The sequence below is a fragment of the Candidatus Planktophila versatilis genome, assembly GCF_002288265.1.
GTDB classification, from domain to species: Bacteria; Actinomycetota; Actinomycetes; order Nanopelagicales; family Nanopelagicaceae; genus Planktophila; species Planktophila versatilis.
The window spans coordinates 20,278-42,214 of record NZ_CP016778.1 but is presented as its reverse complement, the minus strand read 5'-3'; the positions used below and the strand labels follow the sequence as shown (position 1 = coordinate 42,214).

The following is a 21,937-nucleotide window of genomic DNA, read 5'->3' as shown; positions in this document are numbered from 1 at the left end:
TCTGTGAATTACTTACTATGGCCACTGTCGGTAAAAAGAATGCAGCGGAATATCTGAAGGATTTAGATTTGAATAATTGCAGCATTTGAATCTAGATACCCTCCTGTCATCAATCTCGAAGTTTCCGACCCTAGGATTTCGCTAATTCGCAAGAGTACGCCAGGTCGCGGAATTTGAGACCTTAAAATCTTTGGTTTCGCTAGCAAAAATTCACCCATTTAATTTCATAATTTAGCAAAAGCGTCGATTAAGGTTTCAAATTTAAAATACGAGCATAGGGCAGACCCTTGGAGCAGCAGGAAGGATTCCTTGAACTAAATTTCTCCCTGAACGTTAACCCGAGTAAAGCTTGATTGACCGGCGGTAAAGATTGCTTCAATTGGAATCTGGGTTTCGAACTTAGGATCAATGGAAACCATTCTTTTGTCACAAAAGCTAAATACTCGAACCTGAACATTGTTTTGTCGAGTTTGACCCTGAGAAGTCTGAAGGTACTTTTCATGTGAAAAAGTGGGCTGGAATGAATTTTCATGGAACTTCCAACCTAAAAAATTATTTCTGTTTGAATCTTCACGTAATCAACCAAATAGGAATTGTGGATATTAGTGAAGCACTTTTCATCTCAATGATCATGCAGTTACGCCTTGTAAATTCTTGGGTAGAGGTATCCCCTCAGATAATTTTTCTAGATTCAGCTTCGGGAATAGAATAACAAGCGGTACTCAGTTTATATTCATCCCAGAGGGTTCTGTGTCATTCTGCGGTATACTTAGTGGCGTCCTTTAATAGTTGGGAGTTGAGAGTTGCTGCAAAATCTATACCAGCATAATTATTTGAAGCATGATGCTTTCAGATTCACTGAGCCTGCTTTAACGCTCAACCCGATACTGTTGGATAAATTCAATTCCACTCTAGGGAGCTCTCGGGAGAAAATAACAAGTGCTCGATTTCGTGAATCTAAGAATCTCCTTAAGGAGATTGTTCACGAGTTGTCATCTCAATGCCCTGAAGATGAGTTTTTAGCTCTCTTTCTTTTTGAGTTGTTTGACCAAGTTGAAACTTATCTTGATGATGAATTTTCCTTTAGAGCTCGAGTGGTGGGAAGTCAATTTAGCGATGAGTTAGGAGCAGCATTGGGGAGTGAGGCTTATTACTACGGTCGTCTTGACGAGAGAACCCTTAGCCAGCTTTCCAATCTGATACTGCATGATGTAGAGATATTCAGAAATCGTGCTGCAGCGGGCCAAATGAAGAGAAGTGATTTGAGTGTTAATGACGGTGAAACGGTTTCCAAGATTTCATCTATTCTAAATAGTGAGTTTAAGAAAAACGGAACTTTTCATCGAATTTCGAATTATGTTGGAATAAGGTATTCGTACGTCGGAGTTTCTTTGGAGTTGAGCGTCTCTGGATCTACTTGGTGGAAGAACGCTATCGAAGGGGTTGCTACTCCAAAAACCATGTATGCCCATCTCGACGAATCAATCTTTGCGCCTAAAGCAATTGTTTATCTCTCGGATGTTACAGAAGGTAACGGTCCGACTTGCAGTTACCCTCATATTTATGATCAGCTTGAGAACAATACGTTACAAGATATCATCGGGAGAGTTATAGGATCTGTTGGGAATAATCCGACTTCAAAACTTCATGATTATTACTCAAAAAGTTATCATCAATCTATGAGCTCAAGAAACTTCAGGAAACATTTCATGAAACTTCCAGAAACTCTTAGATTTAATTCGCATTTCGGATGGGATATTCTTGCGGGAAGCGAGTTCGAATCTCAAATTGCCGAAAGGGAAGAAGTACTCCTTGGGCCAGCGGGTACTTTCGTGGTCTTTGATGGCTCCAGATTGCTTCACCGGGGAGGTTTGATTGAGGCCGGCGAGAGGATAGTCCTCCAAGTTGTTTTTTGGCCTAAACCTACATTCATTGAGAAGATAGAGAGGATTTTGAAAAGGGTCAACAGGCTTGTTCAAAGGAGTACAAATTAACAGAATCCGCTCAATGGGCTCTAGGTTTTATTCGCTCATAATCTTCAGAAACCCTAGATTAATAAGGTTTTGGAAATCTGTTAATCCCCGTGGATTATTTGTTGATATCGGGGCATCTTATTTTTATAATCAGAATTGGATTCTTGCAACACGAATAGCAGGCAGCACACTTTACCTAATTGATCCAAACGAAAAAAACCTTGAATATGCGGAAGGGGACAAGGTGGCTGCAGAAGTAGTCGTCTATCCCACGGCCTTAAGCGCAACTGGTGGCGTGAAGGACCTATTCATTACAAACGTTGATAGTGGTTCAACTATGTTTGAGCCCTTCGTCTCCCCAAATCTTGCTCCCCGAATTTCTGAGGATGTTTATGACTATTTCTTCCCATTTACAAAAGTAAGAATTGAGACTAACCGCCTCGGTGATTTGATTCGGGAAGAAGATTTTGACCGGCCTATCGTACTCAAGATTGATGCCCAGGGCGCAGAACATGAAATCCTTCTTGGCGCATCTGACTTGCTTGCAAAGAAAAAAATTGTAGCGATTGAGCTCGAAGCCTCACTTTTAAGCTATCCGTTCTCCGCTGGTGGAACAAAGCTATCGGCCGTACAGCAGTACTTGGAAAGTTTTGGGTATGAACTTGTTGCACTCAAACCTATTTACTCGCATGGACCTAAAAGACCTAGGAGAATTGAAAACTTTGGATATCTAAATGAATGCGATGCCCTCTTCGTGCTTAACCACAAGGATCTTCACTCTTGCGACTTTGAGTTTCAAAAGGTTGCCTTTTTTGTATTGTGCATGTATGGACAATTTGGAGATGCGCTGGCACTGCTGCGATTCAACAACTCGGCAATCACTAAACGTCTGAAGTTAAAGCCAGGCTTCTTGCGTATTTTAAAACTTCATAAAAATTATTTCTGAGCTCATGCATCGACTATCTCGAAGAGTCGAAGAATTCCTTTCCAATCCGAATAGGTGATTGTTCTGGACAGTTGAAGTCGTAGATAAAAAACGGGAAATAGGCGTGAGAGGATTCCAGAAATTTTCGACTTAGTCAGTAGGGTTCCAACTACCTTCTCGTCCAACAGGGATGATCCAATTCGAATACTTTTCTTGAAGTTTGAAAAGCAGTACCAGCTTGTGGCATTTCTTGTGTGGGCATCGTTCAAATCTGAATTACCAGAAAGTGCAGTTCTTAAATTCGTGAAATACTCATCCACACTATCTCCTGAGTAATGAGTCTGAGCCGGGTATCCAGTCAAGTTGCAATCATATGTAACAGTTGGCTTTCCTCGGATCTGCCAATCTAATCCTACGGAAGACCATCCAGTGGTCAGGACACTGACTGATTTGAAATGATTTTCTAATGGAAACTTTAATGCAGGTGCATCAACTACAACATTGCGTGGCAAGTTTTGAAGGATTTTAACTCGACGCTCAGAGGTCAACGCCGTAACACTTTCCCTCTTATTGGGATATTCTCTCGGGTGGGGTCGCACTATCAGATAGGTATCTTCCATCTTTGAGACTTCTTCAATTAATCTCTCTATCCAATCCTCTTGTGTTTGAAAGACCTTACTGTTAGCCATGCTTTCAGGTATGAGGTTTGAGACCTTCGCTGCAAACACCTCATCAGTACTATTCATTACAGCTAGGATAATTTTGCACCCAGGTGGTATCAAGAATGTATCTTCTGTCGTCAACTTAGACGCCGGCTGTGAATAAGTCCACGGCGACTGACCTGTTCGAATGAATCTTTGTTCTCTCTTTAAACGCCTTAAATCCTTCCGTGTTGGAAAATAACTACCCTCGGACCATTCCTTTCGAAAAGGGCTCACAAGTTTATTGTCGTTCCAACTCCAACTCCTTACGAATTGTCTCATTTCTCCCAAAACTCCAGTGAAAGAAACAGAATAGACCGGGATTCCCATAAGTTCGGCAGCCTTTGCAAAACTTGCCGGTACCCCATACTGCGGATTAAACAGAATTACTTTGTCAGGGCGGTGGCATTCGAAAAAATTAAGGGCAGCGAGAAAAGTTTTTAAGGAATTGCGTGTGTAACTCTGCACTTTTGCTTGCTGTGCTGTTGTAAATTGCAGATCGATTTTCTTAAACTCGAGGACTAGTTCATACAAAGATATACGACCAAGAGGAACTCTCAGATACTCAAAATCTATTGGGTTTGAGTTGACCAAATCTCGGGCTTTTTCGTATTCAATTATTGATTCTTTGGTAAAAAATTCACCTAAACTATAGTTATCAAAATCCTCAACACCCCCTCGTTGAACCGCCCGATGACATGCAATGCAACTTTTTGATGTTGAGTTTAACTCATTAGAATTATCGCCTAGATAACTTGAAGATGTACAGGAATTTTCAAAAAAACTGTCACATGTGATTAGTTGAACGTCATGATTCGTTTTTGTCTGAATAATGTCAGCAATTCTCAATTCAGCAAAAAAATGTGGAAGGATCGCACTGTTTGGCATAAAGAGACATATTTTCATTTGGTCTCCTTTGTTCCGATTGGATTGATAAACTTTTATTTTCGAGGGTGTCATATTCTACGCATTTTTACCAAGCATGCGCGATAAAAATATGGGGTAAACTAGTAATTGAATTAAAGTCCGTAATGGGTGATTTGCTTCATCCCAAATAGTTTCCAAGCTTCTTCGTAGCCCACGTCAAGTTGGCTCAGTTCCCTGAAGCTCAATGAAATTACAGTTTAATGGGAGGATTGCTTGGCCGCCCTGCCAATTTCCCACCTTACCGAGGTAATAGCTCCTGGCATCGTGATAAGAATCTTAAAGATCTTGAGTTCTTGACTTGAAATTCTTTTCGTTAAACCTTTCGGGAAATCTTCGAATTCCCCGTAACTATGACTGGGCGATATCTTGCAAGAAATTCAAGAACTGCGTTTCACTGGGATAGGGGCCTTTGCGAGACCACGTCAAATGGCTTCCAATCTCTGCTTGATTAAAGTGATATTGCGTGAATCCCTGATACCCAGCCTTTCTGATGAGAAGGCGCTTCAGGAGCCTTGAATCCAACTGGATTGTCGAGTGATTCTCGTACTGAGGACTTTCCGATAACGTGCTTTGGCCTAGACCAAAATTGATTGTTTTGCTAACACCTTCTGTCATTATAGTGATAGAGGAAATAGACCCTGATCCTCCCTCCTCTACGTAAGCATCAAACTCATTCTTCACTCTTTGAAGCGCCCGATTGAGTGAAACTTTTGCCCCTGGCCAATCTTCCTCAAACTTTTGGTATGGAAACAATACTTTCTTAATTTTCTCTAAATACGCTTCTTGAATTGATGCAGGTGGTTCTCGCCACTCTTCACTTAGTGAGCTTTGGGTTAGATTGAATTCACCAAAAGGAAGCATTGAGACAGGTGTTGTCACACCCGAATCAGCAATACAGCTTAAAACTTGACTTAGCGGTATGACAGACCTGTACTCGTTGAGTTCTGTCAAACTTCCACCCAAAACATATTGCCCCGCATACGGCATCGTAAATTTCGCATTCAGACGTCCGGCTGTTTCAATAAGTCGACCGACAAATGTCTGCCCCATTTCCCTTGCATTTTCCAGTTTTTCCAATTTGTTCAAGTCCGCAAAACACTGTGGAAACGGTCCTGCCCCGCCGAAATGTCCCAATAGAAGATCAACTTCCCCGACAACGGGCCATAGTCTTTGGGCACTTTGCACAGCTAGAGCGTCGTTTGCATTAAGGATTCTTTGCCCATCGGCTTCAAACAGTGCCACCGAATCATTAGCACTCTGCTTCCTTGGTGATGAGACGCATGAAATTGAGGCTCCACACATCTGTGGGTTGCAGTAATCGGCAACAAACATCCTAATGCTGAAATCTTTAAACTGTACAGATTTGTTATTAGGGATTTCGATTAAGTTATTGGGGGTTACTCCGCAATTTAGTACGGCTCTTCTTAACCACTTATTTGAATACTCCGGGATCAGTACTTTGACAACTGCGTTATTGCGAATAATTGCAGCTAGTAACTTCCTGTCAAAGTGATCAGCATGAAAGTGTGAGATATAAATTGCATCCCAATTTTTCGAGACCAAGAAGTCAAATTCAAATCCTTCAAGCGGGGGCCAATGGTACCAAGAGCCAATAAAAGCGCCATCTGTCATCCAGGGATCACACAGTATGCTGTTTCCAGAATCGGAAAAAATTCCTACGGTTGCACTTCGGTACCACTGTATTTTCACCACACGATTGTGCATGACTAGCCCGTGGATTGCAATTAATGAATTCTGCGTCTCTTTTTGAATGACCAGAGTTGCTGTAATCAGGCCAAATCAAGTGGGGCATGGACCAAAGTTTCCTATTTGGGGGAAAGAGACTATTTCTTGGATGCCTTAAAAAGAAGCTCGGCGCATTTCCAATCTTCTTCGGTATCAATATCTTGGCAGCGCCATCGTGGGACGGTAAATGCCTTCGAATTGAAAAGCAGTTTATCTTGCCGTAGCCAAGTATCTGATTTTCCCCAATACCACTGCCCTGCATCATGGTAAGTTTCTTCAAGGTCCTGACTTCTTGTTAATGCATTTTGGGGATTAATCATATTAACCCAGCCGTCCGTCACCGTTACTGCTCGTTGAATTGGATATGGATAGGAACATACTGCATTTACATATGAAACTTGCGGATTCGCGCGAAGAATTTCAAGCCCGCTTTTTAGGTCAGAGATCTCCAGAAATGGATTGATTGGATAAATACAACACACTTCCAGCAAATTGGTATTGTGGTCCTTCAAATAACTCTCAACAGCGTGAGCCACTACTGGAACAGTAGGGGTAATGTCATCAGCTAAATTACTTGGTCTTTTGATTACGATCGTCGCACCAAACTCTCGTGAGATGCCTTCAATCTCTTCATTATCAGTGGTGACTATAACTTCGGAAAATATTTGAGATTCTCTGGCCGCAGTAATTGCATACGAAATCGCTGGTAGCCCAGAGAAATCACGAATATTTTTTCTTGGGATTCTCTTGCTCCCCCCGCGCGCAGGTATTACTGCAATTGGTAAATTCATACGGCCTCACTTGCTAAAAATTGATTCTTAATTTCATTCCTCATCTTAAGGGATTCATTTAACCAATTTCCATGTCTGTACACATAACGCCTCGCATTTCTTTGAATTTTACGGATTGTTCTTTTTCTTAATCCTAGAATATTCAATAAGCCCTCGTAAATGTCTTCACTTTTGTCTTTTTCAAAGGTAAAACCATTAACTCCCACCTTAATAACTTGTAAGTTAGCTGGGTGATTAGACACCAATACTATTTTCTGGCATGCCATTGCTTCCAATAGAGATACAGAAGTTCCATCGCTCTTAGTTCCAGACACATAAATATCTACTGAGTTAAGTTTTCTTACCATCTCAGTAGGGCTCAGAAAATTCATAAACTCAATTTTTCCCGAGGTTAAGAGTTCATCAAATTCTCTGAGCGTCTCAAGTTGATCATCTGGAGGTTGCAAGAAATAGCCATGAAAGGCTATTCCATCTTGGTGTAGTGCGTTAAGTGCCTTCAGTACTAATTGGTTTTGATGAATTGCCGTCCAATTTCGGTTACATAAAATCCGAGGCGGGCTTTGAATTTTCTGAGCTCTGCCATGAAACACTGATAAGTCACTTCCATACTTGAAATTAGTAATGTTGCATGAAACTTCATACTTCCTATTCATTTCACTTTGTACATAATCATTGTCAACATTGACCAAGGTGGAATTCTTAATATTTGACTGAATTACAGCGAATTCTTCTGAATGGGGTCCGACTTCGTTAATCTCTACGGCCATACACAATCCGTATGCGAATTTATAGTTGATTTCACTCCAAGGGATTTTTAGATCGAGTGAGGAGAAAACCAAAAAATCGTAATCCGTCTCGGAATAAGACTTGGCGATTCTTCTACTAGAGTTGAAGTCTAGGAGAGTATCAACAGTGAAATCTTCAGTTAGTGCCTTAACAATGCGTAGATCGTGTGGATTACTCGTCCCTGAAAGATACAAAATTTTAATCATCTATTTTGTCAAAAGTTATTAGTTCGTCCGCTTTAACTTGCTCTCGAATTTTTTTCCCTAAAACCAAACTTGCATCCATCGGACTAATCCCGGTTTCCGGGATTGGCCGTAGGGCAATCAAATCCCCTTGCGAGATAACATGGCCCCGTGGTAGGTCGCTAACGAATCTAAGAGCCCTCCGCTGGACTATTTGAGCCTCAAGCTCGTTATCTTCAACCTTTTTTGATCCATCACCAAGTGATTTCTCAAGAATGCGCGTGTTGCCCACCATCGATTTCCAATCATGAGGATCTAGAGAAAATCCATGATCTGGGCCAGGCCTTGATTTATCGTCGGTAAAATGTTTCTCAATAAATCTTGCACCTAGTGTCACTGCGCCTAGGACCGAAATATGCCCAGGGGTGTGATCTGAAAGCCCTAATCCACACGTTGGGAAAATCTCCTTGTACTGTGAAATCACCTCAAGGTTGAGATACTTAAAATTGTCCTCAGAACCTGTGTAGTTTGTATTGCATTGCATAATCACAATCTGAGAAGAATTCTGGGACAAAATTTCTACGGCAAGCTTCACATCTTCAAGAGAACTCGCGCCAGTTGCCAAGAGAACAGGTAATCCTGTCGCAGCGATTTTATTTAGAGACTCGAGGTAAGTGATATCACCTGAACCTATTTTGAACACCGGCATTTTTGTCCTGAAGTAATCAATATAATCAAGATCGTAAGGAGCAGTAAAGTAGTCGATCCCAAACTCCACACAAGTGCTGATTAACTCCTCAGTCCATTCCAAAGGAAGTTCCGCCTCTTTATATACTTCAACTACATCTTTAGTCCACTTGCTTTGGTGGGTAAGTTTCTTTCCAAGCTCCTGGAAACCCTTCGAGGATACAATTGTTTCAGCACGAAAGTTTTGGAATTTAGCAGCGTTTGCTCCTGATTCCGCCGCAAGTTTGATCAGCGCCTTAGCCCTATCTAGTGAACCATCATGGTTAGCCGCAATATCCGCAATAAAATATGTGGCTTTCGGGAAAAGGTCGAAGTTAGAGTTGGTGAATTTCACGTTAATGTAATCCTTCTCTTTTGAATAGTTTCAACTAATTGACTGCTGAGTGGTGGTAAAGATATCCCAAGATTGATCAGCTTCTTGATTGACATACTTAAATCCAAACTTCTAGCTGGGCCCGTGGGCGTTTGGGTGAAAAGACAAGGTTCTACAAGCCCCGAAGTGCCCAAAACTAAGTTCTCAATCATGATTCCAAAATCAAGCTTTGAAATACGTTCAGAGCCGCACACATGATAAATTCCTTGTGCTTCTGCCATGATTAAATCCAAAATCGTGCGGGATAGGGTATTAACGGAGATCGGAGTAAAGAATATGTTTGAGAAACCTATGATTTTCTTTCTATCAATCAGATTATCGTAAAAATAATCAAAAAGTGAGTTGTTTTTGGGACTACTTCCAAAGAAGTTCACACGACATATAAGGCTGCGCCCGTCTAATTCCGATACGTTTACCTCGCCTTGCAGTTTACTTTTACCATATACAGATTTAGGGTTTGGAGAATCATTTTCTTCGACAAAACTCTTACTGCCATCAAAAATCGCATCGGTCGAGATATACACAAACTTGGATTTTGTTCCTTGAATCTTTTGACATAGGAGCTTTGGAATTTCTGAATTCACCCAAAACGCATACTCCGGATCTACTTCGCAATCCTCAAGATTTGCGAGGGCGGCGCAATACACAATTACATCAAACCCATCAAGGTTAAGCGCTTGGATATCAATTTCACTTCGAAACTTTTCTGAGATTCCCGTAACTGATAATTTGTTTGAATCTCCTGCGCTGGCAACGCGCATCAAGTGACTTCCTAGGAAGCCCCTACTTCCTAAAACGAGTAGCTTCATGCCCCAATTTCTTCAATGTACTTTTTTAGATCCACTTCAGACATCCATAGGTTGTTAGTATTCGACGCATAGGCATGTTCATCCTCAATAAAAATACCTGCAGGAATGCTGAAATTATATTCCGTGACGGTTGGGAGAACAACTAAACGTTCGGGGGATACTTGAATAGTCCTCCTAATGTCCTCCTGTGAAATCATTTCCTCATGTAACTTCTCTCCGGGGCGGATTCCAACTTCAACCAATTCACTCTCGCCACTGATGGCCTTGGCTAAATCCACAATTCTAATGCTTGGAATTCGAGGCACGTATAACTCTCCGCCTTGCATAATCCCAAACGAGTCCAAGACAAAATTGGAAGCCATATTTAAACTAATCAGAAATCTGGTCATCCGAAAATCTGTAATCGGTAAAGGTTTTTTCTTGTCAGACAAATCTCGAAAGAGTGGGATTACAGATCCGCGGCTCCCCATTACATTTCCGTATCGAACTACACTAAATGCAGTTCCGTATCCTTGGCTATAATTGTTTGCCGCTATAAACAACTTGTCTGCTGTGAGCTTCGTGGCTCCGTAAAGGTTAATCGGCGAAGAAGCCTTATCTGTTGAGAGCGCTACGACCTTTTTTACTCCGCAATCAATCGCAGCTTCAATCACGTTCTGGCTACCAAGAACGTTCGTCTTAATAAACTCCATAGGGTTGTACTCACCTGTGTCCACTTGCTTGAGTGCTGCCGCGTGAATCACAAAATCAACGCCATGCATTGCACGCTTCATTCGCTCAAGATCTCGAATATCACCTAGAAACCAGCGTAGACGTGGGTTGTCACCAAAAAGTGCTTTTAGTTGAAGTTGCTTTAATTCATCTCTTGAGTAAATCGCGATGCGGCGGGCGCTTGATTCAGTTAATAACTTGGCAATTAGGCTTTTTCCTAGTGAGCCTGTTCCACCCGTAATAAGTATTGAGCTATTATCAAAGTAGTCCATGGTTGCCTCTAATTCATTGGTCTTAGTCCCAATACTACTCCAATTCATGATGGATGAGGTGGGTACCGGATTAAATGGCTTCAAGCAATTAATAGAACTTTGCCAAATTTAAATGGATTTAATCAACTTTTCCTCATGAAGAGATTTGTCCTGCAACTAGGCAATATTGACAGTTTAACTGGAACTTTTAATGGAGATAGCGGTTTGTCAAAAACAATCTCACCCAGAGTTCATTAATCCAGAATAACAACACCGCTTGGAGTTGCAAGATGTACCGAAATTATTCCTGACTGGTCGTCATTTGATGATGGATCAACCCATTCAATATTAACATCTCCGAGTGAAGCAAGAATGTCTTCTTTGAACCAAGAGTCGGCAAGCTGATCTTTATCTGCAATTACAATCTTCTCAATTTCAGCCAACGGTGTTCCATCTTGTGATGGATGATCAGCAGATAGCCATTGAATAAAGAATGGGAATTCGCGAGTATCCGCAATCTCTTTAACGCCAATCTGCTTCCACTTTAAATCTGTTCCATTGGGGCGGGTGCGATGTGCTTCAACTGCGTCGCGGCCGAACTTTGAAGCTATCGGTGCAATGTCCTTTGTACTAAATACCCAGGTGAACCAACCGCCACCTTCGTTGGCTTTCTTTGATACTGCCTTACCCCAAGGAGTTTGTTCTGTTGCTGGGTGATCAAGAGGACATACAACTTCTATGTATTGACCGTTCTTAAGTGAAGCTGTGAAGTTACGCGTACCAAAGCGTGGGTGGATACCACCATCTACAAATGTGCTACCTAGGCGTGAACCTAGTCTTTGCACAGTGTCAGCTAGTTGGTCGTGGGAAGTCACATAAGAAACATGATCTAAGCGCATGGGGGAATTCTGCACCATGGCAGGGGGTGCAAATGACCACTTCCTAGCCAGGTCAGTTGGCATCCACAGGTGTTCCTCTCCTGCTCGTTAGCTGTCAGCAAGAGGAGAAAGACTGAAGCCATGGCCTCAAGTTGTGGTGTGTTGACATTTCTGTACTACAGAAATACACTTTAAGAATGTGCTTATGAAAAAGATAGTGCGCTTCTCCCAATCTGCGCGCAAGCACAAGATTGGTAGAGCTCATGCTCTCTATGTCATAAACCTTTATGACTTTCAGGTCGATCCTGAAGACTTTAATAAGCGAAGCTGGGTGGGGGTTGATTCAAGGGGTCGTGAACTTGAAATCACAGGAATTGACTTAGGAGATTACTTTTTAGTAATTCATGTAATGCCGACTAGAAGGGTGAAGAACTATGGCAAAGAAGGAGAGTAAGAAACTCATTTACACATCGGGCGGTTCTATCAATCTCGATCAAGAAAAGGTTCTTTATAAAGGGAAAAGGCTAACCGAGGCGCGCGCAGCAAAACTGGGTGAAGAGACCGCCAAGAAGTTTAGAGGTCGCCCATCACTTTCAAATAAGAAAGAAGAGTCTCCTATCGTTCAATTCAGGGTTACTAAAGCTAAAAAGATTGCAATTAAGAAGAGAGCAAAAGCTGAGAAGATTTCTGAATCAGAACTCCTCAGGCGCGCAGTTGATTTGGTGCTCGCTACAAAATAAAGGTTAACTGCAAGTCGTGCGTGATGGGGTTTTACTCTCTAAATAGAAATCATCCACCTGTCCATCAACGCACTTATTATCCTGCCCTTGCCCCGTGTGACCCTCCCCTGACAACGAGATAAGAACGGAATTCGTCAGGATCCGGTGCAACCCCTGCGCCCATTCATAAGGCGTGGCTGGGTCACCTGTCGTGCCAATGATGACAATCGGGTTGGCAGTCTTTGTGGGCACAACCTCTGTGGCTTGAGGTGTGTCAAAGTACTGACAGACCAGCCCGCCATAGGCGAGGTAGGGACCAAAGAGTGGTGCTTGCTCTGCAAATACCATTGCATCTTCTTTCATTTGTTTAACACTGCGTGCATCTGTGAAATCTAAACAATCTATAATCGCACCTGAGTCAAATTCATTGGCAGTGTAGTTGCCATCTTGCGTGCGCCCCGTGTATTCATCGGCTAACGCTAAGAATTTATCGCCTTTGCCGTTCATTACATCTCTAATCGCTATGCGCAGTTTTGGCCACCCGGTTGCGCTGTCATAGAGCGCTGCTGCAACGCCCAGCAGAACTAGCGACTCGGAGAGTCTCTTATTTGGTTTTTTGGCCACTTGGCTCAAAATTTTCTTCATCTCATCTATCGCGGCGCTTTTCTCTTTCGGTAACGGACACTTACTCCTTGTGTTGCAATCTGCAGCGAAGGCTGCAAATGCTTTATCAAAAGCAACTGCTTGTGTGAGCCCCTGCCGGAAATTAGAGATAGTGGGATCTACTGCGCCATCTAGCACCATGTGCCCCACGTTCTCTGGAAAGAATTGGGCATAGAGGGTGCCAAGGAAGGTGCCATAGGACTTACCCATGTAGTTCAGTTGTTTATCACCTACTGCTTCTCGCAAGATATCCATATCGCGGGCGGCATTTGCTGTGCTAAATGAGGTCAGGTGCTTGTTTTTCTCTTCGCACTGTTGAATAAACTTCTTTGATTCAATCAAGATTTGTGCGAACTCTTGCTCGTTATCTGGCTTTGAATCAGAGGCGTAGTTGGCATCTAACTCATTATCGCTCAAACAAACGATGGGCTCGCTGCGCCCGACCCCACGCGGGTCAAAGCCCACAATGTCATAGGCATTAAGTATTGTCGGGCTAAAGAGATATTCGGCTGCGTATGCGTAGTCCACACCTGAACCACCTGGGCCGCCGGGATTAACAATCAGGCTGCCAGTCTTTTTCTCACCCGTTGTTGGGTATTTCAGGACCGAGATGTTAAAGGTGCCGGTCCTTAACTCTGTGTAGTCAATGGGTACAAGAAGATCTGCACATTGGTAGTTTTCATAACAACTTTGCCATTGCAGCTGTTGGGCATAGTAGGCAGCAAGATTCGTGGGTATCTCTGGTCTTGATTGAATATAGGAAACTGTTGAAAAGAGTGCGAGGGCAAAAACTGTGATAGCTGCTGTGATTTTTCCTGTGCGAGTTGATAGGGCTTTACCTGGATTTGTGGAGAAAGTCTGCATCTACGCTCTTGCCAGTCGGCACATCAGAGCTTCGCAGGTAACTAATGGGGCGGCATTATGTGCAAGGTTGGTGCGTGCTTCCATGATGGCGGTGATCTTGTTTATGGTTGAGTGTGCTGGTGATTTAGCGGCGTAGCTCTCTACTGCCTCTCGCATATCAGTGTTAATCATTGATTCTGTATTACCTGATTGCACCATCATCACATCGCGATAGAAGGTGGCGATATCAAGAAGTGCGCCATCGATGGAGTCGCGCACCATCCTTGTTGATCTCGACTTCTGTTCCTTCTCCAACTCTTTTACCGCCTTGGCCCCACCTGTTGCCATGCCACGACCAGTTGCACCTTTTCCATAAGCCTCTTGCAGCTTTTCAATCTCTTTCTCATCTCGTTCATCACTAGAAGTGTTTGCCTCTGCTGTTGCTAGGTCGACCAGTGTTTGCGCCGCAGCAAATGCTGCAGCCAATGAACCAAGTTGAAGTGGTAAGGCCATGATGCGAGCGCGGTTACCGCGCACGCTTTCATTGGTTGCTAAATACCGAGCCCGTCCAATATGCCCTTGACTTACCCGTGCCGCGAAATCTGCCATCGCTGGTGCAATCTTGTCTCTTGCGACAAGCACGTTGGTAACAGCTTGGAGTGATGGCGTGCGCAGTTGCAGGTGGCGACAACGAGAGCGGATGGTGGGCAAGAGATCATGCAGAGTAGGAGCACAGAGCAACCAGACTGTTCTCGTGCCAGGCTCTTCAACCGCCTTAAGCAGCGCGTTGGCAGCTGATTCAGTGAGTCTGTCAGCATCTTCCATGACAACTACTCGCCAGCCGCCCATGGAAGGCGCCCAGGCAACGCGGGTAAGAAGCTCGCGCACTTCTTCTACCTTGATCGACAGTCCTTCAGTGCGAATGATTTCAACATCGGGGTGACCGTGGGTCTTTGCTGCATTGCAATCAGAGCAGGTGCCACAACCGTCCTTTGAACAAATCAGTGCTTGCGCAAAAGCAACCGCGGCACTTGATCGACCAGATCCTGGGGGTCCGGTAAAGAGCCAAGCGTGTGTCATCTCTTGTGATTCTTCACCTGTGCGGCTTGCCGCAACTGCTGCTTCTAGAATTTCAATGATGTGTTCTTGACCTACTAGGTCATCAAAGACAGAGCTCACTTACTTCTTTATCCGATGCGTGACAGCATTCGTCGCAAAACGAACTGGGCGCAGTAAACGATTTTGTTGCGGGCCAGCTGCGTTGCGCTTGAGCGCTGGAAGCTCTGCTACTCGTTCAATGATTTGTTTGTGGATCTCCTCCACTGACTGGGTGCCATCAACTACGAAGTAGCGCTCTGGGTCCATCATGGCGATTTGCAAGAACTCTTGGCGCACGCGTTCGTGGAATTCTTTTGGCTCTGCCTCTAACCGATCTAGTGATTGCAGGCGAGCTAGCCCAACTTCTGCAGGCAAGTCGATCAGGATTGTCAGTGTTGGATACAAGCTTTCTGTCGCCCATCTAGAGATGCGCGCTACCTCACCTGGAATAAGAACTCTTCCTGCTCCTTGGTAGGCAGCCGATGAATCAAAGTAGCGATCTGAGATAACAACTTCACCGCGATCAAGTGCTGGGCGAATAACAGAGTAAACATGGTGGGCGCGATCTGCGGCATAGAGCAGCGCCTCTGCTCGTGGGCTGATTGCTCCAGTTTCGTGGCCGAGCAAGATGGTGCGCAGATCTTTTCCGAGTGTGGTGCCACCGGGTTCTCTTGTAAGAAGCACGGTCTCAGCTTCTTGTTCTAACCACTTAGCAAGTAACTTGGATTGGGTTGACTTGCCGGTGCCTTCACCCCCTTCAAAGGCGATGAAGATGCTCTGGGTTTGGGCGCCAGTGATGGCGCCAAGTTCTCCTTGCAACGCTGCGACGATATCGGACCAGAGCGATACTTGTGGGCGGTCTTTCATCTGGCGGTAGGAGATGTAACCAATCAGTGCTGCGATAAGACCTGCGAGCAACATAGTGATCTGGGCGCCGTTGTAGTCAAGGGTGGTGTTCTGGAATTCATACCTGTGTTCACCAATGGTGGCGGCGATGATTGGCGCGGTGGCAAGAACTGCTACCAAGGTAATGCGAATCAGTGATTGCACAAAGGCGAAGGTGCGACCTCGAACATCATCGTGTACTTCCATGCCGAGCATGGTGAAGCCGGTGACCCAGGTGATGCCGCTAAAGGCACCGAGGAAGATCACGATGATGACAGAAAGTGTGAGATTTGAAATCAGTGCCAGCAACACAAGGAAGAAGCCGGCGGTGGAAAGAGAAGCGCCAAATAAGCGACGGCGAGAGAACTGGGCGAATATCTTTGGACCAAATGCAATACCGATGGCAAGGCCAGTGAAAACCGCACCGAAGAGCACACCATATGCGGCATCGCCGCCGCCAAGGTCTCCTACGAATGTACGAGCAAGGCCAATGACGGCGCCTGCTGCTGAGAAGGCGCCAATCATGCCAATGATGAGCCCACGAATAATCTTTGATTGCGAGACAGCCTTCCAACCTTGTAGAAGTGATTGGCCGATGTTCTGCTCGGCATCTTTTTTAGAGGCGGCGCCTTTTGGAATCTCTTTTAGACCACGGATTGTGTAGGCGGCAAAGAGGAAGGAGAGAGCGTTGAAGTAGAGGGCGATATCTACTGAGTTAGTTGGTAGCAGTGGGCTAATCGTTGCAAGGGCACCTGAGACCAAGGTAAGAAGTGTGAAGAGAATTGCAGCAATGGGTGCGGTGCCATAGGCAGCTAGGAGTGAGACCTGATTAGCATTTTCTAACTTATCGCGTGGGACAAGATTAGGTACTGATGCTTCCTTTGCTGGTGACCAGAAGAGCGTTAGACATTCAACCAAGATCATGGCGGCATAGAGCCAGAAGTAGGTGTGCACGATTGGGATAGAGATATAGAGGGCGGCGCGCAGGATGTCGATGACAACCATCAAGCGGCGGCGATCAAAGCGATCTGCAAATACTCCAGCAATGGGACCAAGAAATACTGCGGGTAACAATCGCGCAATAAAGACACCAGCGATAGCAAAGTTTGCGGTGGCATAAGAACCGCCAGAAAGTTGTGCGGCCAGGGCAGTAGTTGCTAGCAGACCAAGCCAATCACCTAAGGAAGAGAAGACCATCGCCTTCCAGAGTTTGCGAAATGCCGGGATAGCAAGGACGCTGCGGGTGGCATCCTGCTTTGGAGCAGCAGGTGTGGGCAGGCTAGCTGGCATGAGGGAAGTCTATCGGGCGCATCAGATAAGGACTTTAGAGCCTAGAACAGACTGCGGATGCTCTCTTCTAGTGAGTACTTAGAACTAAAGCCCATCGCACTTTTTGCTAGCGTTACATCAGCACATAAGAACGCTGGATCTCCTGCTCGGCGCGGACTCTTAATTACTTCAGTCTCAGTCTTATTCGTTGCTTGCAGAACTAAATCAATGATCTCGCGCACAGATGCCCCGCGCCCCGTGCCGATGTTCATCGCTGGTGGCAGTGGGGTTGTGGCATCGGCTGCCGCTAAATGTGCGCGGGCAATATCTCGAACATCGACATAATCGCGAACACAGGTGCCATCGGCGGTGGGGTAGTCGGTGCCGAAGATCTCTGGAGCTTGGCCTTTATTTAATTTGCCTAGAACAATGGGAACTAAGTTCTCGACCGAGTTATCGAGTAGCTCTTGTGCTGCTGTACCCACCACGTTAAAGAAACGCAGTGATGTTCCATGGTTACCGGGTGTATTAATAAAAGCGGTCACCTTTGATTCTGCTTGATACTTTGAATCTCCATAAGGAGAGATGGGTGCCTTCGGGCCATCTTCTTTGCATGGATCCATGGTGTCTGGACTGCCATAGACGGCCGCCGTAGATGAGAAGATAAATTTCTTCACTCCATTGCGCTTTGCTATTTCGATTAATTCATTAGTTGCTTCTAGGTTTACTTGGAAATACTCATCTGGTTTTTCCATTGATTCACCGACAGCTTTTAGGGCCGCGGTGTGAATGATGCCATCGATCTTGTATTCGCGGATTAAGCTTTCAATCTCGTTGTAATCACGGATATCGCACTTGATAAAGGGAATCTCCAGGCTATGTTTTGCCCGCAGGAAGGTGATGCGGGATTCCAGGCCTTGATAGAGCGAATCAATGATGACTACAGATTTATCATTGCAGATGAGTTCATCTGCGATATGGGCGCCAATATAGCCAGCGCCACCTGTGAGCAGCCATCTCTCGGGGGTCATTACGGAAGTGTATCGGCGCAGCTAAAAACTCCTATTAATGGGGGTAAATAGCTGGGGCTGTGGATAATGTAGCACTTTTACTTTTTGTGCTACATTTAGCCATGGCCACATCAGCGAAAAAAAGTGCAACCCGTGCAGTGAAGAAGGCACCTTCAAAAGCTAAAAAATCTTCTCTCTTTGAAGATATGCTCACAAAGAAATTGTCTGTCGGTGTCCGAGAACTCCGTCAAGAAGCCTCAAAAGTACTTGGTCTTGTAAAGAGCGGTGAAATTGTCATCGTTACCGAATGGGGAAAACCAGTTGCAGAGATTCGCGCTATTAAACCGACATCACTTCAAGATCTCATTGATGCCGGGCTCATAACTCCAGCAAAGGCTAAATTTGATCCAAAGGTTTTCGAGCCACTACCAAACCCCGATGGAAGAAGTCTCTTAGCAGAGTTTCTCAAAGAGCGTGAAGAAGCACGCTATTGAGTTGGTATGTTGATAGCTCGGTAATTCTCGCCTCGGTTTTCGAAGAACCAAACAGTATTGAGTTATCTAGTGTGTTAAAGGACCATCCTGTTACCTCTCGACTTTCCAGTGTTGAGGTGCTTCGGGCTGTTACTAAGTTCAACGATTTGCTATTACCTCGTGCTCAGCAGTTGTTAACTCAATTTTCCTTTGTTGATATCAGCAATACAATTCTTAACCGCGCTGAAAGTTATTCCAGTGAGATTACCGTGAAAGCCGCAGATGCAATTCATCTGGCAACAGCTGAAACTATTTCACCATTAATTGACGGAGTGATCACTCTGGATAAGCAAATGGTGACAAATGCGCAGAAATTAAAGTTGACTCTCTATTAATCCACCTCGGATTAATTAACTATTAGCCTTACCGCTCGCCTTCTTAGCCGCCTTCTTCTTTGTTGCAGCTTTCTTCACTGTGTTCTTGGTGAGCGTTGGCGCAGTTGCACCTGGCTTTGCTTTTACTGCTTTCTTCCGTGACTTCTTTGGAGATGGGCCATTTTCTGCCTCCCACGCACGGCGTCCGGCCAGTAGTTCTAGGCCACGCTCAAGTGTCATCGCTTCCAGGGTGTCACCACGACGTAGCGTTGCATTGGTCTCGCCATCGGTGACATACATACCAAAGCGACCATCTTTAATGATGACTTGTTTTTCACTGCCCGGATCAACACCGAGTTCTTTTAGTGGCGGCTTTGCCACACCACGTCGTCGCTCTTTTGGCTTTGAATAAATCTCAAGTGCTTCATCTAGGTTGATTGAAAAGAGTTGATCCTCAGATGTCAGTGTGCGCGAATCGGCGCCAGCTTTGAGATATGGGCCATAGCGACCGTTCTGAACCGTGATTTCATCGCCAGCGCTATTAGTTCCCAGCACGCGCGGCAGTGAAAGTAGTTGCAAGGCATCATCCAGTGTGATGGTGTCTAGATTCATTGTTGATAAAAGCGATGCCGTCTTTGGCTTTGGTGCATCTTTCTTTTTGCGCTTCTTCTTCGGTTCACCTTTGTCGATAAGTTCTACCGGCTCCGCCGGAAAGATTTCAGTGATGTATGGACCGAAGCGACCCGATTTTGCAACTACTTCAAAGTTTGTCTTAGGGTCAACACCTAACTCGCGTTCACCTGATGGAGCGGCAAGTAACTCAATTGCTTTCGCAAGTGTGAGCTCATCTGGTGCTAAACCTTCTGGAATATTGGCCAGCTTGCGATCTTGATCAGGTAGGTTCTCTTGCAGATAAGGGCCAAAGCGCCCCACCCGAATTTCAATAGTGTCAGATAGATTCATGGTGTTTGTCGCTCGGGCGTCAATCACACCGAGATCAAGTGCTAACTCATTAAGTCCTGGCTCACCATTGACGCCGTAGTAGAAATCACGGAGCCAATCAACGCGGCCCGCTTCCCCTGCTGCAATCTTGTCGAGATCTTCTTCCATTGATGCGGTGAAGTCATAATCCACCAGCTTCGTAAAGTGAGCCTCTAATAGGCCTGTGACTGAAAATGCTAAGAAGGTTGGCACAAGTGCGCGCCCACGCTTTGAGACATAGCCGCGGTCTTGAATCGTTTGAATGATGGAGGCAAATGTTGATGGCCGGCCAATACCAAGCTCTTCCAACTTCTTCACAAGAGTTGGCTCGGTATAACGCGCTGGTGGCTTTGTGTCGTGGCCTTCACAAGAGTATTCCTCGACTTTGACCGACTGGCCCACTGTCATTGCAGGCAGGCGGCGATCTTCAGATTCTTCATCTTTACTTTCATCAGTTGCAATATCGTCATAGGCAGCGAGGAATCCAGCAAAGGTAATAACAGAGCCGTTGGCGCGAAAGATGGTTGCCTTCTTATCGGCTGTCGTTGCATCAAAATCAACCCGCATCTGCATCTTCTTAGCATCAGCCATTTGCGATGCCACAGTGCGCTTCCAAATCAAGTCATAGAGTGCGAACTCATCACGTGATAGCTCTGGTGCTAACTCACCTGGTGTCTTAAAGACATCACCTGCCGGTCTAATTGCTTCGTGGGCCTCTTGTGCATTCTTTGTCTTTCCTTGATACACACGAGCAGTCTCGAAAACATGGTCTTTGCCATAAAGCGAAGCAGCTGAGGCGCGGGCAGCTTTGATTGCTTGGTCAGATAAATTGATGGAATCGGTACGCATATAGGTGATGTAGCCGTTTTCATAGAGGCGCTGTGCAATACGCATCGTAATTTGCGCGCCCCACCCAAGACGTGAACCCGCATCTTGTTGCATAGTCGATGTAGTAAATGGCGGCTTAGGACGTTCAGTACGCGGACTCTCTTCCATCGACTTCACAGTCAGTGGTGTGCTCTTAAGGCTCTCGGTGAGTGCAGTTGCCTGTTTTTCATCCAATAACAAAATATCTTTTAGGGACTTTTCTTTTACCGCGCCATCTGCCCCAAAGTCACTGGTGGCAGCTACTTTCTTGCCATCTACCGAAAGTAGCCGCGCGGTAAAGCCAAGATCAGTTTTGGCATTGAGATCCCACCAAGAGGAGGAAATGAATGCCATTCGTTCGCGTTCTTTCTCCACAATCAACTTGGTGGCAACAGATTGCACGCGCCCAGCTGAAATACGTGGCATCACTTTCTTCCAAAGCACTGGTGAAAGCCGATATCCAAAAAGCCTGTCTAGCACGCGCCTTGTTTCTTGGGCATCAATTAAGTTGTAATCAAGATCGCGGGTGTTAACGACGGCAGCCTTAATCGCCTCTTCGGTAATTTCATTAAAGACCATCCGCTTAATCGGAATCTTTGGTTGCAGAACTTCTACTAAGTGCCAAGCAATCGCTTCACCTTCGCGGTCTTCATCCGTTGCCAGCAGGATCTCATCTGCCTCTTTCATCAACTCTTTAAGTTCGGCAACCTTCGCCTTCTTATCAGGGTTGATGACATATAAAGGTGCGAAATCATTTTCAATATCGACGCCCTCTTTCGACCAAGCTAACTTCTTTACTTCTTTAGGAATATCAGCAGCTCGCTGCGGCAAGTCGCGGATATGACCGACGCTAGCCTCGACGATGTAACCATCGCCGAGGTAGCCGCCAATCTTGCGCGCTTTTGCCGGTGATTCAACAATCACCAGCTTCTTAAAGACTTTAGCCATGCGTGTA

19 protein-coding genes are annotated in these 21,937 nt (G+C 45.1%); 6 read left to right on the top strand and 13 right to left on the bottom strand.

Annotated features, from left to right (window positions below; all coding sequences use genetic code 11):
- Positions 1-833: 833 nt before the first annotated feature.
- Positions 834-1,994: a hypothetical protein gene (locus tag A1sIIB76_RS00185; protein ID WP_125918771.1), complete on the top strand. Its 1,161-nt coding sequence runs from the start codon at positions 834-836 to the stop codon at positions 1,992-1,994.
- A 13-nt stretch (positions 1,995-2,007) separates the two neighbouring features.
- Complete coding sequence (locus tag A1sIIB76_RS00180; protein ID WP_095696665.1) at positions 2,008-2,919, top strand: FkbM family methyltransferase; 912 nt, start codon at positions 2,008-2,010, stop codon at positions 2,917-2,919.
- A 2-nt stretch (positions 2,920-2,921) separates the two neighbouring features.
- Here A1sIIB76_RS00180 and A1sIIB76_RS00175 read toward each other — a convergent pair whose 3' ends face one another.
- The 8 genes from A1sIIB76_RS00175 to A1sIIB76_RS00140 all read right to left on the bottom strand — a co-directional run bounded on the left by A1sIIB76_RS00175 (position 2,922) and on the right by A1sIIB76_RS00140 (position 11,821).
- A complete protein-coding gene (locus A1sIIB76_RS00175) occupies positions 2,922-4,505 on the bottom strand; it encodes a hypothetical protein (RefSeq protein WP_095696664.1) in 1,584 nt (527 codons plus the stop codon).
- A gap of 369 nt (positions 4,506-4,874) precedes the next feature.
- Entirely contained in the window at positions 4,875-6,251 is a 1,377-nt protein-coding gene (locus A1sIIB76_RS00170) for an MBL fold metallo-hydrolase (RefSeq protein ID WP_095696663.1), read from the bottom strand.
- A 119-nt stretch (positions 6,252-6,370) separates the two neighbouring features.
- Entirely contained in the window at positions 6,371-7,063 is a 693-nt protein-coding gene (pseF, locus tag A1sIIB76_RS00165; protein ID WP_095696662.1) for a pseudaminic acid cytidylyltransferase, read from the bottom strand.
- Complete coding sequence (locus A1sIIB76_RS00160) at positions 7,060-7,830, bottom strand: glycosyltransferase (protein WP_190286238.1); 771 nt, start codon at positions 7,828-7,830, stop codon at positions 7,060-7,062. The genes pseF and A1sIIB76_RS00160 overlap by 4 nt, the downstream gene beginning before the upstream one ends.
- Positions 7,831-8,047: 217 nt before the next feature.
- The gene (locus tag A1sIIB76_RS00155; RefSeq protein WP_095696660.1) at positions 8,048-9,112 is read right to left on the bottom strand and encodes an N-acetylneuraminate synthase family protein; all 1,065 of its coding nucleotides are present in this window, start codon (positions 9,110-9,112) and stop codon (positions 8,048-8,050) included.
- On the bottom strand, positions 9,109-9,960 hold the full coding sequence (locus A1sIIB76_RS00150; RefSeq protein WP_095696659.1) for an SDR family oxidoreductase: 852 nt from the start codon (positions 9,958-9,960) through the stop codon (positions 9,109-9,111). Before A1sIIB76_RS00150 ends, A1sIIB76_RS00155 begins: the two co-directional genes overlap by 4 nt.
- Positions 9,957-10,943 carry a UDP-N-acetylglucosamine 4,6-dehydratase (inverting) gene (gene pseB / locus A1sIIB76_RS00145; protein WP_095696658.1) on the bottom strand — a complete coding sequence of 329 codons (987 nt, stop codon included), beginning with the start codon at positions 10,941-10,943 and terminating at the stop codon, positions 9,957-9,959. Before pseB ends, A1sIIB76_RS00150 begins: the two co-directional genes overlap by 4 nt.
- 233 nt (positions 10,944-11,176) lie before the next feature.
- Positions 11,177-11,821 carry a VOC family protein gene (locus tag A1sIIB76_RS00140; RefSeq protein ID WP_095697335.1) on the bottom strand — a complete coding sequence of 215 codons (645 nt, stop codon included), beginning with the start codon at positions 11,819-11,821 and terminating at the stop codon, positions 11,177-11,179.
- Between the two features lie 184 nt (positions 11,822-12,005).
- Between A1sIIB76_RS00140 and A1sIIB76_RS00135 the strand changes: the two genes are divergently transcribed.
- Both A1sIIB76_RS00135 and A1sIIB76_RS00130 read left to right on the top strand, forming a co-directional pair.
- Entirely contained in the window at positions 12,006-12,254 is a 249-nt protein-coding gene (locus A1sIIB76_RS00135; protein WP_095696657.1) for a hypothetical protein, read from the top strand.
- Positions 12,235-12,540: a hypothetical protein gene (locus tag A1sIIB76_RS00130; RefSeq protein WP_095696656.1), complete on the top strand. Its 306-nt coding sequence runs from the start codon at positions 12,235-12,237 to the stop codon at positions 12,538-12,540. Before A1sIIB76_RS00135 ends, A1sIIB76_RS00130 begins: the two co-directional genes overlap by 20 nt.
- 3 nt (positions 12,541-12,543) lie before the next feature.
- On the opposite strand, the gene A1sIIB76_RS00125 is transcribed toward A1sIIB76_RS00130, so the two are convergent.
- From A1sIIB76_RS00125 to galE, 4 genes are read right to left on the bottom strand one after another with little or no spacing between them, the layout of a single operon-like run.
- Positions 12,544-14,046: an alpha/beta hydrolase gene (locus tag A1sIIB76_RS00125; RefSeq protein ID WP_095696655.1), complete on the bottom strand. Its 1,503-nt coding sequence runs from the start codon at positions 14,044-14,046 to the stop codon at positions 12,544-12,546.
- Positions 14,047-15,204 carry a DNA polymerase III subunit delta' gene (locus A1sIIB76_RS00120; RefSeq protein ID WP_095696654.1) on the bottom strand — a complete coding sequence of 386 codons (1,158 nt, stop codon included), beginning with the start codon at positions 15,202-15,204 and terminating at the stop codon, positions 14,047-14,049. It lies immediately after the preceding gene.
- Complete coding sequence (gene tmk, locus A1sIIB76_RS00115) at positions 15,205-17,298, bottom strand: dTMP kinase (protein ID WP_095696653.1); 2,094 nt, start codon at positions 17,296-17,298, stop codon at positions 15,205-15,207.
- Positions 17,299-17,339: 41 nt separating this feature from the next.
- Positions 17,340-18,308 (bottom strand): UDP-glucose 4-epimerase GalE, encoded by a 969-nt coding sequence (galE, locus tag A1sIIB76_RS00110; protein ID WP_095696652.1) that lies wholly within the window; start codon positions 18,306-18,308, stop codon positions 17,340-17,342.
- Between the two features lie 101 nt (positions 18,309-18,409).
- On the opposite strand from galE, the gene A1sIIB76_RS00105 reads away from it, so the two are divergent.
- Together A1sIIB76_RS00105 and A1sIIB76_RS00100 are read left to right on the top strand one after the other, a co-directional pair.
- Positions 18,410-18,781: a type II toxin-antitoxin system Phd/YefM family antitoxin gene (locus A1sIIB76_RS00105; RefSeq protein ID WP_125918770.1), complete on the top strand. Its 372-nt coding sequence runs from the start codon at positions 18,410-18,412 to the stop codon at positions 18,779-18,781.
- Positions 18,778-19,155: a type II toxin-antitoxin system VapC family toxin gene (locus A1sIIB76_RS00100; RefSeq protein WP_095696650.1), complete on the top strand. Its 378-nt coding sequence runs from the start codon at positions 18,778-18,780 to the stop codon at positions 19,153-19,155. The genes A1sIIB76_RS00105 and A1sIIB76_RS00100 overlap by 4 nt, the downstream gene beginning before the upstream one ends.
- A gap of 15 nt (positions 19,156-19,170) precedes the next feature.
- Here the strand turns inward: A1sIIB76_RS00100 and topA are convergent, their stop codons facing one another.
- Positions 19,171-21,930, bottom strand: coding sequence for a type I DNA topoisomerase (gene topA / locus A1sIIB76_RS00095; RefSeq protein ID WP_095696649.1), 2,760 nt, complete (start codon positions 21,928-21,930; stop codon positions 19,171-19,173).
- Positions 21,931-21,937 lie beyond the last annotated feature (7 nt).